This is a genomic window from Pseudomonas sp. zfem004 (genome assembly GCF_032621715.1).
In the GTDB taxonomy this organism is placed as follows: Bacteria; Pseudomonadota; Gammaproteobacteria; order Pseudomonadales; family Pseudomonadaceae; genus Aquipseudomonas; species Aquipseudomonas sichuanensis.
The window spans coordinates 107806-130000 of sequence record NZ_JAVYJF010000005.1; the positions used below are offsets into that span (position 1 = coordinate 107806).

A 22195-nucleotide genomic window follows, 5' to 3' on the forward strand; every position below is an offset into this window, starting at 1 on the left:
ATCGACCAAATTACGTATTTGAAACCGGGTTTTTCTGCAAAAATGCCGGCCTTTTTTCTTGGCCGATTTTTGCGCAGGTAAACCCATGACTGATCAAGTAAGCACCCTCTATGCCAAATTGCTCGGCGAGACCGCTGTCATCGAGTGGAAAGCCCTGGAACGTTTTTGGGCCAAGGGTGACCTGATTTGGGTCGACCCGAGCATCGACCTGATCGTCGTTGCCGAGGCAATGGCCGAGAATCGCAGCGAGATCTTCGCCAAGTGGCGCAGTGATGGCACTGTCGGGCCGGTTTCGGCAGAGCAGGCACTCGACCTGCAAACCCGCGATCCAGAGATCTGGGCAGTGGTCGTTTCACCGTTCATCGTGATTCAGGAAAAGAAAGCGGAATAAGCACGCGCTTTTTTAGTGCGCAAAATCGCACAGACGCCTCGCGATGGTGCGCGTTGACGCTCACGTAAGGTGGAAGTAAGTAACAGTGGCGGGATGATTCGGCGGGGCGGTAACAGTTTACGGCATGCGTAATGCACCGCCGAAATGATCGCGGGGCAAGCCCGCTCCCACGAGGATCGTGCAGTCCTCGTGGGAGCGGGCTTGCCCCGCGATGGTTTTCAGTAATCCACGCGCCCGGTATGGGTGTTCAACGAGATCACTCGGGTCTTGCCGATGCGGTGACGGTAGATCTCGCGCAGGTACTTCACCGCCTTCTTCACGCATTCGCGCGACAGGCGGATGTCGTTGATCGAGACGAAGCGGCTCTTGTCGTTGATCAGCTCGCGGTACTTCTTCTCGTACATCGGCTTGATCGCGTACCAGTTGGTGTCGAGGATCTTCGCCGGGTTCTCGAATTCGTTGAGCAGGTCGTCGATGCGGTCCTCGTCGAAGTGCTCGCTGGTGATGAACTCGAGGATGGCGTTGTCCATGGTGTCGTCGAAACGGTACGGATTGCGCGCGAAGCACCGTTTGATGAACGCCACGATCAGGGTCAGGAAATCGTCCGACAGGCACGGGCTCTTGGCGATCAAGGTGGTCAGTGACAGGTTGGCCGAAGCACCGATCACCAGCGCGTAGCGCTTGAGCGTGGTGTTGGGGAACAGGCTGTTGAGGTGGGTCTTGAGCCGGTTCAGGTCCATGTACGACAGCTTGTAGTCCTTGGGCAGCGAGACGATCGACACCACCGACGAGCAGTTCTTGAAGAAGTGCAGGTCGTGCAGCGCCGCGGCGTCATAGCCCGAGGCCTGGTATTGCTCCAGCGCCGCGCGGTAGCGGCTCGACTCGATCGGCAGCAGGCTGATGCCTTCGATGGCCTGGGTCTGCTTGTTGAAGTGCGGCAGGTCGATGGAGCGGAAGAACAGGTCATCAATATCCAGGCGCGGCTGCTCGCGCTCGAACACCTTGAACTTTTCCGACCCAGGCGCGGGGATTTCCGGCACCACCGATTCTGCGTAGGCGATGGCCACGGGGCCGGCCAGGCTCATGAACAGGTCGTTGGCATCCAGGCGGATGGTTTCGCCGATGTCGATGCCGGCGCGGCGGAAGTAGTTCTGGTCGTAGTCGGTGGTCACCGCCTGCGCGGTGAGGATGTTGAAGATCTGCTGGGAGATGTACTGGTTGGCGTGCTTCTCCATGGCGTTGACGTCGATGTTCTGGATCGTGCCGTCATCGCTTTCTTCGGCGTAGCGCATGATGTCGTTGGAAATCAGCATCATCGCGTTCCACGGGCGGATGCGGCCCATGACGCTGGCTTCGCTGCTGTCTTCGTTATCGAAGTTGTACGAGAAGTCCCATTCTTCCGAGAGGTATTTGCACAGCAGCCGGCCGGCGTTGATGTGCAGGGCCTCGGACATTTCGCTGCGGTGGTCGGAGGCGTTGGGCAGCACGCAGATGCCACTGGTGAAGATCGGCTCGAAGACGAACGAATGCCCGCTCTTGCCGTCGTTCTCTTCGGCCGGCTTGGTGTCGAAGGTCTTGTTCATGTAGGAGTACTGCTGGGCCAGGCCGAACTCCGAGGCCATGCCCGAGCCGGTACCGCCGCCGGCGCTGAAGATGTAGAAATACAGGCGCGACTGGTTGGCCTTGATGCCACAGGAGTCGATCAGGTACGAGTGGATCAGCTTCCAGTCGGCGCTGGAGAAGCGCTGGGTGTCCTTGTTGAGGATGATCTTGGCCAGGTACTGGCCGAGGATCGGTGCGTTACCGGCGCCACCGGCATGCACCTCGGACAGGTCCATGATCTTCATCTTGCTGTAGTCGCGCAGGAAACCGCCGCGCTCGCCCTTGCGCGAGAAGCGGATGCGCCCGGCGATGTCCTTGTCCAGGTCGCCCAGCATCACCAGCGGCTCGACCAGAAATACCGGCTTCACGCCCTTGTTCTGTACCAGGCGCAGGTTCTGGCGAATCCAGCGCGCGGGGCTGTAGCCGCCTTCGCCCTTGAGCCGATCCTCGTTGTTGAATTCATTGAGGAAGAAGGTGCGGGCGTTGTACACCAGCTCCGCCACGTCCAGCGCAATGTTCGAGCCGCAACGGCCCAGGCCGATCAGGCACACCGACGGGAACTGCTGCTCCAGGCGCAGTTGGTCTTCGTCTTCCACGTGCAGGTTGCGCGGGAACACCAGGTCGCGCAGGCCGTCGAGGTTGTCGAGGATGCGCTGGATGTCCTGTTCGGTGAAGTAGAGGTACTGCTGCGCCGGTGTGCTGCGCGCCGCCGGCAGATCTCGAGCACCGCTTGCGGTCAGCGAAGCGGGAAGGAGCGTCGACTCGGAAACCGCATTGGCAGAAGTGTTCGTAGAGGTCATAGTGCGCCATTTGCCTAGGGGTGTGGGCTTCCCGGTGAAGCATGTCATAACGCTATCACGGAGAAATATCGCGACTTTATCAGTGCGTCTTTTTCTTGTGCGATAGGGGATTTCCCTAGCCCCTACATGGTTTTTTGCGAATCGCACCTGCACTGCATCGTCCGTTCGTCACGCTTCTTTAATCTTCTGTCTGGAGTTGCTCATGAGTAGTGCGTTGCCTTCGCTGGGTTTTGCCGGGATCGGCCTGATGGGCCTGCCGATGTGTCGTCGCCTGTTGGCGGCCGGTTATCCGTTGACGGTGTGGAACCGCAGCCCGGACAAATGCGCCGAACTGGTGGCCGCGGGGGCCCGCCTGGCCGCCAGCCCTGCCGAGCTGTGCAACAACACCGACGTGGTGCTGCTGTGCCTGGCCGACACTGCGGTGGTGCGCGAGGTGGTGTTCGGCGAGCAGGGCGTCGCCAAGGGCGGGCGCAGCGGTCAGTTGCTGGTGGACTTCTCCAGCCTTGAACCCACCGCCACGCGGGAGATGGCCGCGGAACTGGCGGCCCTGTGCGGCATGGCCTGGCTGGATGCACCGGTGTCCGGCGGCACGCCTGGCGCCGAGGCCGGCACCCTGGCGATCATGGTCGGTGGCGAGGTGGATGATCTGGAACGCGTTCGCCCGGTACTGCTGACCCTCGGTCAGCGGGTGACGCACATGGGCGCGGTGGGGGCAGGGCAGGTGACCAAGGCGTGCAACCAGATGATCGTCGCCTGCAATGCGCTGGTGATCGCCGAGGTGGTGGCGCTGGCTGAACAGTCAGGGGTGGATGCGCGGCTGATCGCCGAAGCCCTGGCCGGTGGTTTCGCCGATTCGAAACCCTTGCAGATCCTTGCACCGCAAATGGCCGAGAGTCGCTTCGAACCGATCAAGTGGCATGTGCGCACCCTGCTCAAGGACCTTGATACCGCCGTTGGGTTTTCCCGCGAGCAGGGCTCGGCGACGCCGATCAGTGGCCTCGCCGCGCAATTGATGCGCCTGCACGGTAGCCAGGGCTATCTGCAAAAAGATCCGGCGACCCTGGTAGAGCTGTATCGCAGCAAGGGGTGAGCACGCGGGCCTGGCGATCGAGCCGTTCGAGCACCGGGCGCAGTTCGGCCAGGGGCACAGGGCGGCTGAGCAGGTAGCCCTGCAGGTAGTCGCAGCCATGGGCGGCGAGGAATTCGCGCTGCTCTGGCGTCTCGACGCCCTCAGTCACCACCTCCAGGTGCAGCGTATGCGCCATCATGATGATGGCCTGGACGATTTCGCGGTCTTTCTGGTTGCCCGGTACCTCCTGAACGAACGAGCGATCGATCTTCAGCACGTCCAGCGGCAGGCGCTTGAGGTAGGCCAGCGATGAATAACCCGTGCCGAAATCGTCGATCGACAGGGCCACGCCCTGGGCGCGGATGCGTTTGAGCAGGTTGACGGTGTGCTGGATGTCGCCCATCAGGGCATTTTCGGTGACCTCCAGCTCCAGTTGGCGGGCGGCCAGGCCAGCCTGGAACAACGCCACTTCGACTTCGGTGGCGAGCTCTTCGCGGCCTAGGGTGAGTGCCGAGCAGTTCACCGTTACCTTGAGTTCGTCATGGCCCTGGCGCCCGAGCAGGGCCAGGTCGGCGCAGGCCCGGCGCAGCACCCACAGGTCCAGTTCGGCGATCAGCCCATTGGCCTCGGCAATACCGATGAAACGGTCGGGGCTGAGCAGGCCATGTTGCGGGTGTTGCCAGCGCACCAGGGCTTCAAGCTTGGCCACCCGGCCGCTGCGCAGGTCGAAGATCGGCTGGTAGTGCACGCACAACCCGCGTTCTTCGAACAATGCCACGCGCAGTTCTTCTTCCAGTTGCAGCTCCAGGGTGGCGCGGGTTTTCAGACCATTGTTGAAGAAGTTCAGGCTGTTGCGCCCGCAGCCTTTGGACTGGTAAAGCGCAAGGTCGGCGTTTTTCAGCAGTTCTTCGGTGCTCTGGCCATCGTCGGGGAAAATGCTGATGCCGATACTGGTGGTCATGACCATGCGCCGGCCCGCCAGGTCGATCGGCTCCTTCATGCGCAACATGATGCGCTGCGCCAGGTGACGGGCCTCGTCGCGGTTCTTGAGTGCGGTGACGATGCAGAATTCGTCGCCGCCGAAGCGCGCCACCAGGTCGTGGCCACGGGTCGCGGCCTTGATATGGCCGGCGATCACCTTGAGCAGTTCGTCGCCGGCGGCATGGCCGAGGCTGTCGTTGATGCGCTTGAAGTGGTCGATGTCGAGGAACATCACCGCGAGCATGCTTTCACTGGCGGCATGCTCGGCCAGGCGTTCGGCGAACACCTGGTTGAAACCACGGCGGTTGACCAGGTTGGTCAACGCGTCATAGTGCGCGGCCTGCTGCAGTGACGCGCGGGCCTGGTCGAGCTGGCTGAGCAGCAGGTTCACCCGGCGCAGGTCGTGCTCCTTGCTTTGCAGCTTCTTGTCGGACAGCGCTGCACTGATGCTGCTGCCGCTGATCAGCAGGGTGATGAAGGCGATGGTCAGCGCCAGTTGCAGGCTGTTGTCACCGGTGCTCAGGCGCAGGGCGGTTTCGCTGGGGATCACCAGGGTCATGGCGGCCATGCCGGTGAAGTGGGTCACGACAATGCCGCCGGCCATCAGCAGGCTGGCGCCGTATTTCATCAGTAGATGCAAGGTGCCACTGCCCTGGCGGAAGTGCCGGGCCATCAGCAGGGCGACCAGGCTGGTGGCCACAGCGATGGCGATCGAGGCCAGCAACAGGGCCGTCTGGTAGTGCTGCTGGGCGCTGGTCTGCAGGGCGGCCATGCCGACGTAGTGCATGGTGCTGATGCCGATACCGATGAACAGCGCGGTCTGCAGGTAGTGGTACGGGCGCATTTGCGCGCGGTCGAGGCCGTTCATCGCCAGCCAGGCGGCGAGCAGTGCGATCAGCAGGGACAGGCCGGTCAGGGCCGCGTCGTAGTGGATGTCCAGCGGTGCCTGGAAGGCCAGCATGCTGATGAAGTGCATCGCCCAGATGCCACCGGCCAGGCAGCAGGCGCCCAGTATTCGCCATTGCCTGCGGGCCAGGCGGTCCTCGCAATGGCTTTGTCGCTCGGCCATGTCCAGGGTGGCGAAACAGGCGGCACTGGCCACGGCAAAGGCCAGCAACACCAGGTAGGGGTTGTGTCGGCAGTCGAGGATGATCTGCCCGGTCGTCGGTAATCCCGAGAACAATTGCAGTCCCAGCCACTCCATTGCAGGCCTCTTTGTCGAGTGCTCTCTGGTCCCCACGACGCGCGGCTGGAGACTGTTCCTGCTGCAGTATAGGAAGCGGTGTTTAAGCCTTCCTGATTAATGGCACTTTGATCTCTACCATTTGGATATGAAGGTGATAGCTGGAGGATCTAAACAGATAACGACAGGCTGAAACGATCGCGGGGCAAGCCCGCTCCCACGTGGGAGCGGGCTTGCCCCGCGATGACCTCTACAGAGTTTAACCGGCGACCAGTACCCGGATGGCCTCCAGACGCAAGGCGGCCTTGTTCAGCGCGGCCATGCCGTCGTCGCGCTGCTGGCGCAGGGCGTCGATTTCGCTGTCGCGCACGCTCGGGTTGACGGCCTTGAGCGCTGTCAGGCGCGCCAGCTCTTCGTCAGCCTCGGCGGCCAGGCGTTGCTGTGCCTGGGCAACCCGCTCCTCGTGGACCGGAATGACCTTGGCTTCACCGGCGCTGATGCGCTTGGCCAGGACATCGCGCTGGGCCTGGACGAACTTGTTGGCGCTGGCCTTGGGCACGCTTTCAAGCTGGTCGTTGAGGGTTTCGAAGGCCACGCGCGGGGCCAGGTCGTTGCCATTGGCGTCGAGCAGGCAGCGCAGCGCCGCCGGTGGCAGGTAGCGGCCCATCTGCAGATTGCGCGGGGCAACCACTTCACTGACGTAGAGCAGCTCGAGCAGCACGGTGCCGGGCTTGAGCGCCTTGTTCTTGATCAGCGCCACGGCGGTGTTGCCCATCGAGCCGGACAGCACCAGGTCCATGCCGCCCTGCACCATCGGATGCTCCCAGGTGAGGAACTGCATGTCCTCGCGCGACAGCGCCTGGGCGCGATCGTAGGTGATGGTCACGCCTTCGTCGTCGCCCAGGGGGAAGCTGGCGTCGAGCATTTTCTCGCTCGGCTTGAGCACCAGGGCGTTCTCGGAATGGTCTTCGCTGTCGATGCCGAAGGCGTCGAACAGGGTTTCCATATAGATCGGCAGGGCGAACTGGTCGTCCTGCTCGAGGATCGCCTCGACCAGCGCCTGGCCTTCGCCGGCGCCGCCGGAGTTGAGTTCCAGCAGGCGGTCGCGGCCGGTGTGCAGCTCGGCTTCCAGGCGCTCGCGCTCGGCGCGGGCTTCGCCGACCAGCTTGGTCCAGCCCTTGTCGTCGCCACCGGCCAGTTGCGCCAGCAGGCGCGGGCCGAACTGGTGCTGCAGGGCGTTGCCGGTCGGGCAGGTATTGAGGAAGGCGTTGAGGCCTTCGTGGTACCACTGGAACAGGCGCTCTTGCGGGCTGTCTTGCAAATACGGGATGTGCAACTGGATGGTGTGCTTCTGGCCGATCCGATCGAGGCGGCCGATGCGCTGTTCGAGCAGGTCCGGGTGCGCCGGCAGGTCGAACATCACCAGGTGGTGGGCGAACTGGAAGTTGCGGCCTTCACTGCCGATCTCGGAGCAGATCAGCACCTGGGCGCCGAACTCTTCGTCGGCGAAGTAGGCGGCGGCGCGGTCGCGCTCGAGGATGCTCATGCCTTCGTGGAACACCGTGGCCGGGATGCCGGAGCGCACGCGCAGGGCGTCTTCCAGGTCCATGGCGGTTTCGGCGTGGGCGCAGATCACCAGGACCTTGGTGCGCTTGAGCATTTTCAGGGTGTCGATCAGCCAGTCGACGCGCGGGTCGAAGCGCCACCAGCGTTCGTCGTCGCCGGGCTCGCCCTGGGCCTGGAAGGCCACTTCCGGGTACAGCTCGGCACGCTCGCCGGATGGCAGCGCGGCATACGGCTCGGGGTTGGCCAGCGGGTAGGGGTGCAGCTGGCGCTCGGGGAAGCCCTGGATCGCCGCGCGGGTGTTGCGGAACAGGACGCGGCCGGTGCCGTGACGGTCGAGCAGTTCGCGGATCAGGCGTGCGCTGGCCTGGCTGTCGCCATCGGTGACGGCGGCCAGCAGGGCTTCACCCTCGGCGCCCAGGAAGCCCTGGATGGTGGCGTGGGCTTTCGGCGACAGGCGGCCTTCGTCGAGCAGCTCCTGCACCGCCTCGGCCACCGGGCGATAGTTCTCGCTCTCGGCGCGGAACGCGGCCAGGTCGTGGAAACGGTTGGGGTCGAGCAGGCGCAGGCGGGCGAAGTGGCTGTCCTGGCCGAGTTGTTCAGGGGTGGCGGTGAGCAGCAGCACGGCCGGGACCACTTCGGCCAGTTGCTCGACCAGGGCGTATTCGGCGCTGGCCTGTTCTTCGTGCCAGACCAGGTGGTGAGCCTCGTCGACCACCATCAGGTCCCAACCGGCGGCGAACAGCGCGTCCTGGGCCTTTTCATCGTCGACCAGCCATTCCAGGGCGACCAGCGCCAGCTGGGCGTCTTCGAACGGGTTGGTGGCATCGCTTTCGATGAAGCGCTCGGCGTCGAACAGGGCGACCTGCAGGTTGAAACGGCGGCGCATTTCCACCAGCCACTGGTGCTGGAGGTTCTCCGGTACCAGGATCAGCACGCGGTTGGCGCGGCCGGACAACAGCTGGCGGTGGATCACCAGGCCTGCTTCGATGGTCTTGCCCAGGCCTACTTCGTCGGCCAGCAGAACGCGCGGGGCGATACGGTCGGCCACTTCGCGGGCGATGTGCAGCTGGTGGGCGATGGGTTGGGCGCGCACGCCGCCCAGGCCCCACAGCGACGACAGCATCTGTTTGCTGGTGTGCTGCAGGGTGTTGTAGCGCAGGGAGAACCACGACAGCGGGTCGATCTGGCCGGCGAACAGGCGGTCACTGGCCAGGCGGAACTGGATGAAGTTCGACAGCTGTGTCTCGGGCAGCACATGGGCCTGGTTCTGGGCGTCGATGCCGTGATAGATCAGCAGGCCGTCGATGACCTCGACTTCGCGCACGGTCAGCTTCCAGCCCTCGAAGTGGATGATCTGGTCGCCTGGCGAGAAGCGCACGCGGGTCAGCGGCGCATTGCGTAGCGAGTATTGGCGGGTTTCCCCCGTCGCCGGGTAGAGCACGGTCAACAAGCGACCATCCTCGGCCAGGATGGTCCCAAGTCCGAGCTCTGCTTCGCTGTCGCTGATCCAGCGTTGCCCCGGTTGATACTGCTGCGCCATACTGCCTGAACTCCCGCGATGAAAAAGCCGAGTATGTTAACGGATCGGCTGCGCCAGACCAATGAATGTGAAGAGTCTAGCGCTTTCATCGACGAACACCGTCCCGTCACGAGGGCCAAGCGCCAACATGGCTGCCAAGCACCGCTGGTTGAACCTCTCCCTGGCCATCGGCAGTTTCACGCTGCTGGCCGCCTGTGAACAGAAAACCTTCGAAGTATTGCCGCCGATTCCGGTCGAGCAGCTGGAAGTGCTGGGCGTGCAGACCCCGATCAAGAGCGTGCATTTCCATGACCGCGAGGGCGAAGGCCTGCTGGTGCTGAGCCGGGTCGACGGCCAGGCCAGCGACCCGGATACCGAGGAAGAGGTCGACAAGGTGGTGCTCAAGGCCACGTTGTATGGCCGTGCCGCCAGCGCCGACGTGTTCAAGCCGCGCTGGCAGATCGAGCAGGAAACCACTTGCGCCGGCCTGGACCTGGATGTCGACTTCTATACCGATGTCAGTGACGTCAGCGACCTGAACAAGGACGGTGTCGCCGAAGTGACCGTGGCCAGCCACGCGTTCTGTGGCGGTGGCATCGACCCGCACGATATCGCCATCGAGATGCGCGAAGGCCAGGCGGTGTATAGCATTACCGGCCAGTCGCTGATTACCCCGGCCGGTGAAGAACCTTTCGGCGGCGAGCGCGAAGACAGTGCCTCGCTGAATAACGCCCCGCAGGTGCTGCGCGAGCATATGGACGCGGTCTGGCAGCAGGTCTACAAGCGGCCCTGGAGCGAAACCAGCGCGCCACCGGACGACGACCCTGACGGCGAAGACCAGTAACAGCCCCCGTGCGGCGTTGTGATACGCCGCTCACCTTTGCCCACAGGCGTTCAAGGCGGCGTAGCGCCGGCCGACACAGTGGCTACAGGAGAACATTCCATGCTGCCGCCCATCATTCCGCTCAGCGCCGCCCCGGTGACCTCGCAACAGGATCCGGTCAAGCCGCCGCCAGCCATCCCGCCGGTGGTGCCGACACAACCGGCCGCCGGCGAAGGGGCCATCGACCTCAAGCATCATCGTGACCCCGCGGAGCGCGCCCTGCTGCTGCGTGAAGAGCAACGGCGCCAGCAGCAGCGCAACCAGGGGGACGCCGAGCACGCTGTAGTCGTGCCCGGCGAGGAGCTCAACGCCGACAACACCGTGCCCGTGTCGCCGCTGGGCGAACGCACACGCCAGGGGCTGTTGGTGGACATCGAAGTCTGAAGTTGCACCGGGGTGTTTTGCTGCAAAGCCTAGCCAGCGCTCATGCTTGCCTTCATCATGAGTGCCTCTGCTGTCCGTCGAGCCCGCCATGAGCCAAGACAATCTGATCGACTTCGGCGCTGAACGCGCCAAACGCATCCATGACCTCAAGGACAAGCGCCTGAACGACATGCGCCAGGCCTTCGAGCAGGCCATGCCGCTGGCCTCCGGGAAAAAGAAAAAGCCCAAGGGCAAACCCAAGAAACGCTGAAACTTGATGCAGGTCAACCCTGCACCCGCCTCGCGTGCCCGGCCCCGGGCACCATTGACTCTGGTCAATTTCCCCCCGCCTGCCTTTGGTTACTGTTCATTCATCGGATGACGGCACACCAAGGGAGGGGCCGACATGTTCTTCGACAACGTGGTTATCGCCGGTGTGGTGACGGTCGGGCTGATGTTGGCCTTCTTTGCCGGTCTGGGCATTTTCATCTGGAAGGATTCGAACAAGCGCAAGCAGCGCTGATCCTTCCCGATTCACGAGCACGCAAGGCATTTAGGGCGACTTCGGTCGCCCATTTTTTTTGCCTCGGGTTTTCCCCAGCGGGAGCGGGCAGCTTATCTAGATGATTAGCTAGCTAATTAATCGTCCGCGCTTTATCCTTCCCCCAGTTGTCTATCGTTCTTCTCATACCGTCTCCTCCCGCAAGGTCCGATTCGTGCCCATCACCTTCCAGGCCCTGTTCGCACCCAGCAGCCTCGCGCTCAAGTTCGCCATCAAGACCCTGCTTGGCGGCGGCCTGGCGTTGTGGCTGGCGATGCGCTGGGGCCTGGAGCAGCCGGCCTGGGCGCTGATGACCGCGTTCATCGTCGCCCAGCCGCTGTCGGGGATGGTGATCCAGAAGGGCCTGGCACGGTTGGCCGGCACCCTGGTCGGTACCTTCATGTCGGTGGTGTTCATCGGTGCGTTCGCCCAGACGCCCTGGCTGTTCCTGCTGACGCTGGCGCTGTGGCTGGCCCTGTGTACCGCCGCTTCGACCCAACTGCGCAGTGCCTGGGCCTATGCCTTCGTGCTGGCCGGCTACACCGCGGCGATCATTGCGCTGCCAGCGATCGACCACCCGCTGCAGGTGTTCGACCAGGCGGTGGCGCGTTGTACCGAGATCTGCCTGGGTATCTGTTGCGCCACCGCCACCAGTGCGCTGATCTGGCCGATGCGGGTCGAGCAGCAGCTTGCAGGCCAGGCGCGGCAGGCCTGGCAAAACGGCCTGCAGGCGGCCAGCGCCATGCTGGGCGGTGAGGATGAGGCGCGCAAAGGGCTGCTGGAAAGCCTCGGGCGCATCGTGGCGATCGACGCCCAGCGCGAACATGCCTGGTTCGAGGGCAGCCTGGGCCGCCAGCGGGCCAAGGCGATCCAGGGGCTGAGCCAGAAGCTGATGGTGTTGCTGCGCATCTCGCGCTCGGTGCGCCGGCAGTGGCGCCAGCTCGATGAAACCGAGGCCGGGCACCTGGCGCCATGGCTGGATGAGGTGCGCACGCTGCTGGCCAGCCCCGAGCAGGCCAGCCTGCTGGTGTTGCGCCAACGGGTGTGGGATGCCGCCCAGGACTCGCGGATCAGTTCCGCCGAGCATTACTGCCTGGCGCGCCTGGCGTTGCTGTTGGACTACGCCATGGCGGCCACCCAGGCGCTCGCCGATGTGGAGCAGGGCCGGGCACCCAAAGAGCAGCTGCAAAGCCTGGCGGCGCACCGCGACCTGTCCCTGGCCCTGCTGTTCGGCTCGCGCAGTGCCCTGGCGTTCCTGGTGATGAGCAGTTTCTGGCTGGCCACCGCCTGGCCCTCGGCGCCGGGCGGCCTGGTGCTGACCTGTGTGGTCTGCAGCCTGTTCGCCAGCCGCGAGAACGGCGCGCAGATCGGCCTGAGCTTCTTGCGCGGGATCCTGCTGGCGGTACCCGTGGCGTTCCTGGTCGGGCAGATCCTGCTGCCGCAATGGAGCAGCTTCGCCATGCTCTGCCTGGGCATGGGCGTACCGCTGTTCTTCGGCGCCCTGGGCATGGCTCATCCGCGTACCGGCGCTACCGCCACCTCCTATTGCCTGCACTTCATCGTGCTGGTGGCACCGCTCAATACCATGCATTTCGATGTGGCGAGCATGCTCAACAGTGCCTTGGCCATGCTGATTGGCGTGAGCGCCGCGGTATTGGCATTTCGCCTGGTGGTGCTGCGGCATCCGGCCTGGCTGGGCCGGCGCTTGCGGGCGGCGACCCAGGGCGACCTGGTGCGCCTGACCCGGCGCGACCTGCGCGGTGCCGACAGCTGGTTCGGTGGACGCATGGCCGACCGCCTGATGCAACTGGCCCGGCATGCCAGTGAGTTGCCCCAGACCGAGCACCAGCGTTGGGACGAAGGCCTGCACAGTCTGGATATCGGTGACGAACTGGTGCACCTGCGCATGTGCCTGGCCGTGGCCCAGGCGCCTTTGGCCAACGCCGAGCGCCAATACCTGCAGGCGCTTGAGGCGGTACTGGCGAGCGGCCCGGCGCCGGGCCGTGGCGCGCGCCTGGATGCCGCCAGCGCACAGTTCATCGAAGCCCTGCATGGCCAACCGCCCAGCGATGCGCTGCGCCTGGCCGAGGGCGCGGTAGTGCAGTTGCGCAAGAGCTGGGGCAAATGGTGCCGTTGGCAGGAGGACGCCCATGGGGTTGCGTGAATGGGCGCTGGGTGGCGTGCTGCTCAGCCCGTTTCTGATTTATGTCGTGCTGGCGCTGTTGCTGACCGGGCTGCTGCGCTTTGTGGTGCAGGCCACGCCGCTGGGGCGCTGGATCTGGCACGAAGCGCTGTTCGATACGGCATTGTTCGTTTGTGTCCTGTACCTGGTGGTGCGTTCGCTAGGTCCTCTGTAAGGAGTAAGTCCATGCGTACAGCCGTACGTATCCTGGTCACCTTGTGTGTGGTGATCCTCGCTGTCTTCGCCGGCTTCAAGCTCTGGCAGTACTACATGCTCACCCCCTGGACCCGGGATGCCCGGGTGCGCGCCGATGTGGTGGTGATCGCCCCTGATGTGTCCGGTTGGGTGAGTGCGCTGAAGGTGCACGACAACCAGCAGGTCAAGGCCGGCGACCTGCTGATGACCATCGACCGCGAGCGTTTCCAGGCCGCCTTCGACCAGGCCTCTGCGGTGGTCGAGACCCGCACCCAGCAAGTACGCCTGCGTGAGCGCGAAGCGGCGCGGCGCACCGCGCTGGGGCCGGAGGCGATCAGCGCCGAGCTGCGCGAAAACGCCCAGATCAACGCGGCCGTTGCCCGGGGCGAGCTGCACGAGGCCGAGGCCCAGCTGAAGGTGGCGAAGATCAACCTGGCCCGCAGCGAAGTGCGCGCGCCGCGCAGCGGGCACATCACCAACCTGCGCCTGGCGGAGGGCAACTTCGTCACCACCGGGCAGTCGGTGATGGCGCTGGTGGACGATGCCACGTTCTATATCCAGGCGTACTTCGAAGAAACCAAGCTGCCGCGCATTCGCGTCGGTGATCCGGTCAAGGTGTGGCTGATGGGGGCGGGTGAGGCGATGAACGGGCATGTGCAAAGCATCAGCCGGGGCATCACCGACCGCAACTCGACGCCTGACGGGCAATTGCTGCCGGAGGTGGAGCCGACCTTCAACTGGGTGAGGCTGGCGCAGCGTATCCCGGTGCGGATCCAGCTGGACCAGATCCCCGAGGGGGTGAACCTGAGCGCAGGGATGACCGCGAGCGTGCAGGTGCATGAGGATCAGGTCGAGCGGTAAAAGAATCGGGAGCCATCGCGGGGCAAGTCGCATCGGCGCACCGCCGCTCCCACGCGGTATCTAGTGCGTGGGAGCGGGCTTGCCCCGCGATGGGGCCACTTGCATCAAGGCTGCTGCGCGGTCGCCGCCAGCACGATCTCGCGAATGCACACCTGCTGCGGCTGCTGGTACGCCCAGAGGATCGCGCCCGCCACATCCTCCGCTGCGAGCACCACGCCGCCCATGTCGTTGGCTTTCCATGCCTGATAATCGCGCTTGATGCCTTCATCGGTGGTATGCCCGAGCAGCTCGGTTTCCACCGCGCCCGGGGCAATGGTCACCACCCGCACGTTGTGCGGCGCCAGTTCTTCGCGCAGGTTCTCCGACAGGCCGTGCACGGCAAACTTGCTGCCGACATAGGCTACATGGTTGGGGAAGGTCTTGCGTCCGGCCACTGAGCTGACATTGATCAAGGTGCCGTGGCGACGCTCACGCATGCCGCCGACCAGCGCGTGCACGCCGTTGAGCAGGCCTTTGACGTTGATGTCGAACATGCGCTCCCACTGCTCCGGATCCTGTTCGTGCATTTGCCCCAGCAGCATCACCCCGGCATTGTTCACCAGCGCATCGGCCGGGCCATGCAAGGCTTCGGCCTCGCGTACGGCGGCAACCAGCGCCGCGCGGTCGCGGATATCCACGGCGCGGCACAGGCAGTTGGGCAGCGCCAGCGCCTGCAAGCGCTCCAGGCGCCGGGCGATCAGCAGCAACGGGTGGCCGGCGGCGGCGAACAGGCGGGCAGTGGCGGCGCCGATGCCGGAACTGGCGCCGGTGATGATGATGAGGGGCTTGTGCATGAGGGCCTCCGAGGCATAATCGTTTTCGATGGTCGAAATTCTAGGTAGTGCTGCAAACCTTGAAAAACGGCTTTTTTCTTTGGCTGGCATCGGTTTCAACTATGGATATCCGTCATCTCAAGGCGTTCATCGCGGTGTTCGAGGAGCGCAACATCACCATAGCCGCCCAGCGCCTGTGTGTGGCCCAGCCAACGCTGTCGGTGACCATTCGCCAGCTGGAGGATGACCTGGGGGCCGAGCTGTTCGTACGCCAGGCCCGTGGCGTCGAGGTCACCGAGCAGGCCCGCGCACTGTATGCCCAGGCCGGCCGCATGGTGGCCGAGGCCCTGCGCCTGCGTTTTCGCCAGGGGCGCGAACAGGTGCCACTGACGCTGGGCATCGAGGCGGATATCGCGCCGGCCCAGGTCGAGGCTTGCGTGCGCCTGGCCAACCAGGCGGTGGAGCGGCTGCAACTGACCTTGCTCGAAGGGTGCGCCGGTGATGCGCGGCTGGCCGACGAGCAGCAGCGCTGCGAGGACGAGTTGTTCCTGCCGCTGTGGGAGGAGGCTTTCGTGTTGGTGTCGGCCACCGGCAGCCAACCGGATGGGCGTTGGATCAGTTGCCCACAGCACCCCTCTCACCAACGCCTGATGGCCGCTTATGGCGAAGGTGAGCAGGTGGGGCAGGCCGCTTCGCTGCAACAGGCACTGGCCATGGTGGCTGCAGGCCTGGGCACGGCGTGGCTGCCGCAGTCGTTGGCCGAGCGCCACCCTGGGGTGTACTGGCAGCCAGGCCCCGGGCTGGCGCTGCGCCGGCGGATCGGCCTGTGCCTGACCCGCGAGGCCCTGGCGCTGCCGGCATTGGCCAGTTTGCACCAGGCGCTGGGGGGCGGTTAGAGGAACATGCCACCTGAGACTTCCAGGCGCTGCCCGGTGATCCAGCCATTGCCGTCTTCGAGCAGCAAAGCCACGGCCGCGCCGATGTCGTCGGGCACGCCGACCCGCCCCAAGGCGGTATTGCCGGCGATGAAGTCGTTGACCTGCGGGTTGTCACGCACCACGCCGCCGCCGAAATCGGTCTCGATGGCGCCCGGGGCAAGAATGTTGACGCGAATGCCACGGGCACCCAGCTCCTTGGCCTGGTAGCGGGTCAGTACTTCCATCGCGCCTTTCATCGCCGCATAGGCGGCGTAGCCGGGGAGGGCGAAGCGGGTCAGGCCGGTGGAGATGTTGACGATGCGCCCGCCATCGGCGAGCAGCGGCAGCAAGCGCTGGGTCAGGAAGAACGGGCCCTTGAGCTGGATATTCAGCAACTGGTCGAACTGCGCTTCGCTGGTGTCGCTGAACGGGACGTTCAAGCCGATCCCGGCGTTGTTCACCAGGAAGTCCAGCTGCTGGCTGCCGAATTGCTGCTGCAGGGTGTCGCCCAGGCGCTCGACGAAGGCGGCGAAGCTCGAACTGTCACTCACATCCAGTTGCAGCATGGCGGCGCGTACGCCGGCCGCTTGCAGGGTGGCGGCCACGGCTTGGGCCTCATCTGCCTTGCTGTGGTAAGTGCCGATGATGTCGATGCCGCGGGCGGCCAGGTGTTGGGCAGTGTTGCGGCCCAGGCCGCGGCTGGCGCCAGTGATAAGGGCAATCTTGCGAGTCATGTCGGTTACCTCATGGGCGATGGCTGTTACGGACAGGTTATTGATCGGTCGATGGCTGTTAAATCCAGCGAAACCGGAAATACTGTTCGTCTTTTCAGGACAAATGAGGTGGCGGATGAACAAGCTGGAGCTCTTGCGCACATTCGTCCGGGTCAGCGAGCTGAACAGCTTCACCCTGGCCGGCGACAGTCTGGGGCTGCCGCGTTCGACCGTCTCCGAGCAGGTGCGGGCGTTGGAGCAACTGCTTGGCACGCGCTTGTTCAATCGCACCACGCGCCGGGTGCAGGCCACCCAGGATGGGGTGCTGCTGTACGAGCGCAGCAAGGACCTGCTGTCGGGGATGGACGAGATCGAGAGCCTGTTCCGCGCCGACGACGCCGAGCTTGCCGGCTGCCTGCGCATCGACTTGCCGACCATGATGGCGCGGCGGGTCATCGTGCCGGCATTGCCACAGTTCCTCGAGCGTTTTCCACGGCTTGAAGTGGAGATCAGTTGTACCGACCGCCAGGTGGACCTGCTGCGCGAGGGCTTTGATTGCGTGATGCGCATCGGTGCCCTGAGCGACCTGGACGTGGTCGCCCGGCCGGTGGGGCACTTGAGCATGCGCAACTGCGCCAGCCCCGCCTACCTCGAACGCCACGGCGTGCCGCGCAGGCTCGAAGACCTGGCGGGGCACCGGCTGGTCCACTACGTGCGCAACCTTGGGGCGCGCAGCCAGGGCTTCGAGTACCTGCACGGCGGTGAGCTGCGCTTCCAGGCCATGGCCGGGCTGGTGACGGTCAACAACGCCGAGGCCTATTCCGCCGCCTGCCTGGCGGGCCTCGGGCTGATCCAGGTACCGGCGGTGGGTGTTGCCGAGCACCTGCAGCGTGGTGAGCTGGTCGCGCTGCTCGAGCAGTGGCAGGCCCCGGCCATGCCGGTGTCGTTGTTGTATGCGCGGCAGCGCCATGTGCCGCGGCGGGTCCAGGCGTTCATGAACTGGCTGGCGGCGTTGCTGGCGTCGCAGGTCGACTCGCCGCCGGGCTGAAAAACCCTGGCAATTGCGGTAGGCTTGCATCCGCGCGTTGCCCGTCAGAGGCAGCCGCTCCCGCCCGGCGTGCGTCACTTCCGAATTTTTTGTGAGGTTACGTCATGGCCATCAGTTCCCAGGACATCTGCAACGCCGCCGACCAGCTCAAGGGCTTCGTCGGCTTCCACGGTAAGCGCGGCACCCATATCGTGCGTTTCTCTGAAGACGCCTTCGGCATGGACGTGGCCGACGACAGCATCACACCCTGCAGCGAGTTCGTCTGGCGGCCCGAAGCCGAGCAGCGCATGGCCTTGTGCCGCGAGCGCCTGGCGTTGCTGCTCGAGCAACATGTGGATGACCGGCTGAATATCTGCGAGCCGCTGCGCCTGTACCTGCGGCGCACCGACCTGCCGGAAATCGTTGCCGATCGCCGTCTGCGCTGAGCCCGCCTCAGCCGGCACCGTGGCGCTGCTCATGCCCTGCCAGCAGCGCCTCGAAGCCTTCACGGTCCACCGGGCGGCTCAGGTAGTAGCCTTGCACCTCATGGCAGTGTTCCTTGCCCAGCGCCTTGAGCTGCTGTTCGGTTTCCACGCCTTCGGCGGTGACGGTCAGGCCCATGGCCTTGCCCAGGTTGATGATCGCCTGGACCACGGCGCGGTCATTGCCGCTGTGGTTGTTCAGGCCGGCGATGAAGCGTTTGTCGATCTTGATGCTGTCGAAGGGATAGGTGCGCAGGTAGCCCAGCGATGAGTAGCCGGTGCCGAAGTCGTCCATGTTCAGGCGTACGCCCAGCTCCTTGAGGGCGAGCATGGTGCCCAGGGCGCCTTCGATGTCGTTGAGCATGACGTTCTCGGTGATCTCCAGCTCCAGGCGCTGGGCCGGGAAACCGGTTTCCAGCAGGGCTTCGCGCACATCGGCCACCACGTCACTGCGGGAGAACTGTGCCGGGGACAGGTTGACCGACACCAGCAGTTCGTCGGGCCAGTCGCGGGCGGCTCTGCAGGCTTCGCCAAGCACCCAGCGGCCAAGCGGGACGATCAGGTCGCTCTGTTCGGCCAAGGGGATGAAGGTGTCGGGGCCGAGCAGGCCTTCCTGGGGATGCTGCCAGCGCAGCAGCGCCTCGACCGAGACGATGCGCAGGTCATCCAGGCGATAGCGTGGCTGGTAGTGCAGCACGAATTCGTGCTGTTTGATGGCGCGGCGCAGGTCGTTCTCCAGCTGGCGCCGGTACTGGATCTGCTGGTTCATTTCTGGCGAGAAGTAGCGCCAGGTGTTCTTGCCGTCGGCCTTGGCCTGGTACAGGGCGATGTCGGCGCAACGGATCAGCTCGCCGGCATCGAAGCCCTGGGTGCGCGTCTGGGCGACGCCCAGGCTGGCGCCGATGTGCAAGGGCTGCTCGTCGAACAGGATCGGCTGCTGCAGGCGCTCGATCAGGCGCGCGCAGAAACGGTCGATTTCGTTGCGGTTGTCCAGGCCATGCAGCACCAGGACGAACTCGTCACCGCCCAGGCGGGCCACCAGGTCGACGTCGCGGGTGGCATCGCGCAAGCGCGCGGCGACCTCCTGCAGTACCGCATCACCGGCGGTATGACCGAGGGAGTCGTTGATCAGCTTGAAACTGTCCAGGTCGAGCAACAGCAGGGTCAGCGGCGGGCTGTCGTTGCCATGCAGCAGGGCCTGCTCCAGGTGACGCGAGAGTTTGTTGCGGTTGGCCAGGCCGGTGAGGGCGTCATGCATCGACAGGTGCTGGATGCGTGCATGGGCGGCGACTTCGTCGGTGATGTCGCTGGCGGTGCCGCGAAAACCGGCGAGGCGGCCGTCGAACAGGATCGACCGTGCCGAGATCCGGCAATAGCGGCTTTGCCCGTTGTGGTCCTGATAGACGCAACGCAGGCTGGCCATCTGCTGCGGGTCGCTGTCGGTCTGGGTGTCGAGCCAGGGCAGCAGGGGGGTGGTATCGCAGGACAGCAGTTGGTTGAGGGGCTGGCCGAGCCAGTCTTCGATGCAGTAGCCGGTGACATTGACGAAGCGTTGTGACAGATAAGTCAGGCGGTGATGTCGGTCGGTTTCCCAGATCCAGTCGGATGCCGCTTCGGCGACGGCGCGAAAGCGTTGTTCGCTGGCTTCCAGTGCCTGGTTGCTCTGTTGCAGGCGCAGCAGGCTCTGGTCGATGGCTTGGGAGCTGTGCAAGGCATGGCGGAACAGGTACAGCAGCACCAGGCCCATCACCAGCAGCACGCCCAGCAGCGGTGGCAGGACGGCCCAGAGCAACTGGCGACCGGGTTGCGGGCTGTTCCAGGCCAGGTGATAGCCGGTGTCGCCCAGGTCGATGTGCGGTTGCGGACGGGCATCTGCGACATTTTTCTCCAGGCGCATGCCGGCCAGGCCGGCGCCCTCGCCAAGCTGGGTGAGCTTGGCTTCGGTCAACTGGTCGATGAACAGCATCACCGGAGCCTGGCGGACTTCGCCTTCGAGTACGTCCTTGTCTGGGCGTACTGCGGCGGCGCTGAGCACCGCCGGCCAGCCGTTGAAACGCACGAATTGGGTGATTTGTTCGCGGGCCGGCGCTGCGTTGCGCGCTTGCGCGAGGATCGGTGCGAGCGGCGCATCCAGATAAGCAGTGGCGGGTGAGTCGGTGGGCTTGCCCTTGAACAGGGCGTAGGTGGTGCCGCCATCCTCGACCACGAACACGCCTTCGTAGCCGCTGGCGCTGTATAGCGATTCACCGACGTTCTTCTCTTCATAGGCCCATTGCCAGTCGACTTTGCCGGCCAGGTGCTCGTAGGCGGCATCCCACACCGCGTAACTGGAGAGGAACTGGCGTGAGGCCAGCAGCCGTTGCTCCAGTGCCTGGGTGGCGTGGAAGCTGCTGCGCTCCTGCTCCTGGCGGTCCAGGGTGGCGGCAATGTTGAACAGGGCGCCAAGGGCTATCAGGCAGGCGAGGCCAAACAGGGCGCAGAAACCGCCGACCAGGCGGCGAACCTGCAGATGAGAGGTGAGGCGGGTGGCAGAGCGGTCGACATTCCTGTCCATGCGGGTGCGGCTCCTTGAACTGCAGCCTTCCGCCCAAGGGCTGGAGGAAGGTTCAGTCAGGATAGGCCAGCCTGAGTGGCGTGACCTCGCCGCGGGCGAAATTGACCTGGTTGCGGCCCTGATGCTTGGCGGCGTAAAGCGCTTGGTCGGCCTCCTGCAGCCAGTGCTCGGGCGTATGCAGGCCTGGTTGGAAGGCCGACAGGCCGATGCTCAGGCTGATGCGCAGGTCTGGGAGCTGCGGGTTGCGGTAGGCCGCGACCTGTTCGCGTAGGCGTTCCATGGTCAGGCAGGCCTGGGCCTGCTGAGCGCCGGGGAGGATCACGCAGAACTCGTCGCCACCGTAGCGGCCGGCCTGGTCGTCGTCGCGCAGGTTGCGCTTGAGCGCCTGGCTGAGCTGGCGCAGCACGCAGTCGCCGACGACGTGGCCATAGGTGTCGTTGATGGCCTTGAAGTGGTCGATGTCGATGAGGGCAATCACGGCAGGCAACTGTTGCTGCTGGCAGGCCTGGAACCTGAGCAGCAGCAGGTCTTTCCATGAGCCGTGGTTGAGCAGGCCGGTAAGGCTGTCGGTGCGGCTCAGGGCGCTGAGCCGGCGCTTGTGCTCGGCCAGCTTGATCGCCAGTTGGTAGCAGACCCAGCCCAATGCCAGCGGATAGAGGGTGAGCATCGGCAGGCAGGCCAGGACCTGCAAGGGTGTGGTCTGCGTCTGCAGGCCGGTGCCGAGCAGGGCGCTGGCCAGCAGCATGCCGCCGGCCTGGGCCAGCAGGCCGCGCAGCAGCATGCGCATGCCCCCGGCGGCGACGTTGTTCATTGTCATCATCGACAGGATGGTGACGGTGGGCAGTGGGTTGAACTGCATGGTTGCGGCCCAGAAACCACCCATCATCGAGTCGAGCACAAGGTTGCGCTGTTCGGCCTGGTAGGGGGTGGCCGAGCGACGTGCCCACTGGTACGCCAAGTGCGGCCAGGCGATGCCGTTGAACAGCAGCAAAGCCCAGACCCAATGCGGTAGCTGCAACGGCGCAACGGCGGCCATGACGCTGAACAGGCCGATGCCAAGACCGATGATGCGCGGCAGGTAGATGCGCCTGACGAAAGAAAGTCCCTTACCGCTACGGTTGTCGATCATGGTTGCCGTTCTTCTGAGGTGCGCCGTTTATCGCATAAGTTGTATGAATATTGTTGAACAATCATTCATGGGCTAAGAATGGCCTTGCAAGCCAATTCACGGTTGATGCGACCCCCGTGGAGTAACATGAAGGCTTTCTTGCTGCTCGGAGTGTTCCTGCTCATGGCACCCATGGCTTCATCGGCTGGCGAGCCGGCACCGCACCGGGACGGGCGCTTTCATAACCAGGCCGAACTGCCCCAGGACGGTGTGTGGAAGAAACTGCGTATCGGGTTCAAGTACCTGTTGCTGCGCAAACCGCCCGAGACTCGCCCGGCCACTGCCCCAGGCCTGCAGCCCATGACCCGCCAGCAGGTGCTCGATGCACCGGACCACAGCCTGTGGCGGCTGGGCCACTCCACGGTGTTGCTCAAGCTGCGCGGGCG

General features: G+C 64.6%; 20 protein-coding genes (1 of these 20 cut by a window edge). 13 read left to right on the forward strand and 7 right to left on the reverse strand.

Annotated elements, in window-relative coordinates:
* Nucleotides 1–85: 85 nt before the first annotated feature.
* On the forward strand, nucleotides 86–391 hold the full coding sequence (locus RTH46_RS07435; RefSeq protein WP_153786223.1) for a DUF2288 domain-containing protein: 306 nt from the start codon (nucleotides 86–88) through the stop codon (nucleotides 389–391).
* A 218-nt stretch (nucleotides 392–609) separates the two neighbouring features.
* Here RTH46_RS07435 and RTH46_RS07440 read toward each other — a convergent pair whose 3' ends face one another.
* Nucleotides 610–2793, reverse strand: a complete 2184-nt coding sequence (locus tag RTH46_RS07440) for a hypothetical protein (protein WP_153786222.1) — start codon at nucleotides 2791–2793, stop codon at nucleotides 610–612.
* Nucleotides 2794–2995: 202 nt separating this feature from the next.
* On the opposite strand from RTH46_RS07440, the gene RTH46_RS07445 reads away from it, so the two are divergent.
* Entirely contained in the window at nucleotides 2996–3883 is an 888-nt protein-coding gene (locus RTH46_RS07445; protein ID WP_153786221.1) for an NAD(P)-dependent oxidoreductase, read from the forward strand.
* On the opposite strand, the gene RTH46_RS07450 is transcribed toward RTH46_RS07445, so the two are convergent.
* Both RTH46_RS07450 and rapA read right to left on the reverse strand, forming a co-directional pair.
* Nucleotides 3783–6047, reverse strand: a complete 2265-nt coding sequence (locus RTH46_RS07450; RefSeq protein WP_153786220.1) for a putative bifunctional diguanylate cyclase/phosphodiesterase — start codon at nucleotides 6045–6047, stop codon at nucleotides 3783–3785. The genes RTH46_RS07445 and RTH46_RS07450 overlap by 101 nt on opposite strands.
* 238 nt (nucleotides 6048–6285) lie before the next feature.
* Entirely contained in the window at nucleotides 6286–9132 is a 2847-nt protein-coding gene (gene rapA, locus RTH46_RS07455; protein WP_153786219.1) for an RNA polymerase-associated protein RapA, read from the reverse strand.
* A 127-nt stretch (nucleotides 9133–9259) separates the two neighbouring features.
* Between rapA and RTH46_RS07460 the strand changes: the two genes are divergently transcribed.
* The 7 genes from RTH46_RS07460 to RTH46_RS07490 all read left to right on the forward strand — a co-directional run bounded on the left by RTH46_RS07460 (nucleotide 9260) and on the right by RTH46_RS07490 (nucleotide 14136).
* Nucleotides 9260–9955: a M949_RS01915 family surface polysaccharide biosynthesis protein gene (locus RTH46_RS07460; RefSeq protein WP_316905336.1), complete on the forward strand. Its 696-nt coding sequence runs from the start codon at nucleotides 9260–9262 to the stop codon at nucleotides 9953–9955.
* A 99-nt stretch (nucleotides 9956–10054) separates the two neighbouring features.
* On the forward strand, nucleotides 10055–10378 hold the full coding sequence (locus tag RTH46_RS07465) for an aspartate-semialdehyde dehydrogenase (RefSeq protein WP_153786217.1): 324 nt from the start codon (nucleotides 10055–10057) through the stop codon (nucleotides 10376–10378).
* A gap of 88 nt (nucleotides 10379–10466) precedes the next feature.
* Nucleotides 10467–10628 (forward strand): hypothetical protein, encoded by a 162-nt coding sequence (locus tag RTH46_RS07470; RefSeq protein WP_167409876.1) that lies wholly within the window; start codon nucleotides 10467–10469, stop codon nucleotides 10626–10628.
* Nucleotides 10629–10763: 135 nt separating this feature from the next.
* On the forward strand, nucleotides 10764–10880 hold the full coding sequence (gene ccoM, locus RTH46_RS07475; protein WP_011532604.1) for a cytochrome c oxidase subunit CcoM: 117 nt from the start codon (nucleotides 10764–10766) through the stop codon (nucleotides 10878–10880).
* A gap of 193 nt (nucleotides 10881–11073) precedes the next feature.
* Entirely contained in the window at nucleotides 11074–13062 is a 1989-nt protein-coding gene (locus RTH46_RS07480; RefSeq protein WP_316905337.1) for an FUSC family protein, read from the forward strand.
* Nucleotides 13049–13255, forward strand: coding sequence for a DUF1656 domain-containing protein (locus RTH46_RS07485; protein WP_110996401.1), 207 nt, complete (start codon nucleotides 13049–13051; stop codon nucleotides 13253–13255). The genes RTH46_RS07480 and RTH46_RS07485 overlap by 14 nt, the downstream gene beginning before the upstream one ends.
* An 11-nt stretch (nucleotides 13256–13266) precedes the next feature.
* Nucleotides 13267–14136 (forward strand): HlyD family secretion protein, encoded by an 870-nt coding sequence (locus tag RTH46_RS07490; RefSeq protein ID WP_153786215.1) that lies wholly within the window; start codon nucleotides 13267–13269, stop codon nucleotides 14134–14136.
* A gap of 104 nt (nucleotides 14137–14240) precedes the next feature.
* Here RTH46_RS07490 and RTH46_RS07495 read toward each other — a convergent pair whose 3' ends face one another.
* A complete protein-coding gene (locus RTH46_RS07495) occupies nucleotides 14241–14969 on the reverse strand; it encodes an SDR family oxidoreductase (RefSeq protein WP_316905338.1) in 729 nt (242 codons plus the stop codon).
* 101 nt (nucleotides 14970–15070) lie between these two features.
* Here RTH46_RS07495 and RTH46_RS07500 point away from each other — a divergent pair, with 101 nt between their 5' ends.
* The gene (locus tag RTH46_RS07500; protein WP_316905339.1) at nucleotides 15071–15844 is read left to right on the forward strand and encodes a LysR family transcriptional regulator; all 774 of its coding nucleotides are present in this window, start codon (nucleotides 15071–15073) and stop codon (nucleotides 15842–15844) included.
* On the opposite strand, the gene RTH46_RS07505 is transcribed toward RTH46_RS07500, so the two are convergent.
* Complete coding sequence (locus RTH46_RS07505; protein WP_153786213.1) at nucleotides 15841–16599, reverse strand: SDR family NAD(P)-dependent oxidoreductase; 759 nt, start codon at nucleotides 16597–16599, stop codon at nucleotides 15841–15843. The genes RTH46_RS07500 and RTH46_RS07505 overlap by 4 nt on opposite strands.
* Before the next feature lie 115 nt (nucleotides 16600–16714).
* Between RTH46_RS07505 and RTH46_RS07510 the strand changes: the two genes are divergently transcribed.
* Together RTH46_RS07510 and RTH46_RS07515 are read left to right on the forward strand one after the other, a co-directional pair.
* Nucleotides 16715–17626, forward strand: a complete 912-nt coding sequence (locus tag RTH46_RS07510; protein WP_316905340.1) for a LysR family transcriptional regulator — start codon at nucleotides 16715–16717, stop codon at nucleotides 17624–17626.
* Between the two features lie 104 nt (nucleotides 17627–17730).
* Nucleotides 17731–18051, forward strand: coding sequence for a DUF2025 family protein (locus RTH46_RS07515; RefSeq protein WP_153786211.1), 321 nt, complete (start codon nucleotides 17731–17733; stop codon nucleotides 18049–18051).
* 7 nt (nucleotides 18052–18058) lie between these two features.
* Here the strand turns inward: RTH46_RS07515 and RTH46_RS07520 are convergent, their stop codons facing one another.
* The gene (locus RTH46_RS07520) at nucleotides 18059–20641 is read right to left on the reverse strand and encodes an EAL domain-containing protein (protein ID WP_153786210.1); all 2583 of its coding nucleotides are present in this window, start codon (nucleotides 20639–20641) and stop codon (nucleotides 18059–18061) included.
* A 52-nt stretch (nucleotides 20642–20693) separates the two neighbouring features.
* On the reverse strand, nucleotides 20694–21770 hold the full coding sequence (locus RTH46_RS07525; protein ID WP_316905341.1) for a diguanylate cyclase: 1077 nt from the start codon (nucleotides 21768–21770) through the stop codon (nucleotides 20694–20696).
* Between the two features lie 126 nt (nucleotides 21771–21896).
* Here RTH46_RS07525 and RTH46_RS07530 point away from each other — a divergent pair, with 126 nt between their 5' ends.
* Nucleotides 21897–22195, forward strand: the start of a protein-coding gene (locus tag RTH46_RS07530) for an MBL fold metallo-hydrolase (RefSeq protein WP_316905342.1). The gene runs 796 nt beyond the window's last position; 299 of the gene's 1095 nt are visible here — the first part of the coding sequence; its start codon is at nucleotides 21897–21899; the stop codon falls past the right edge of the window.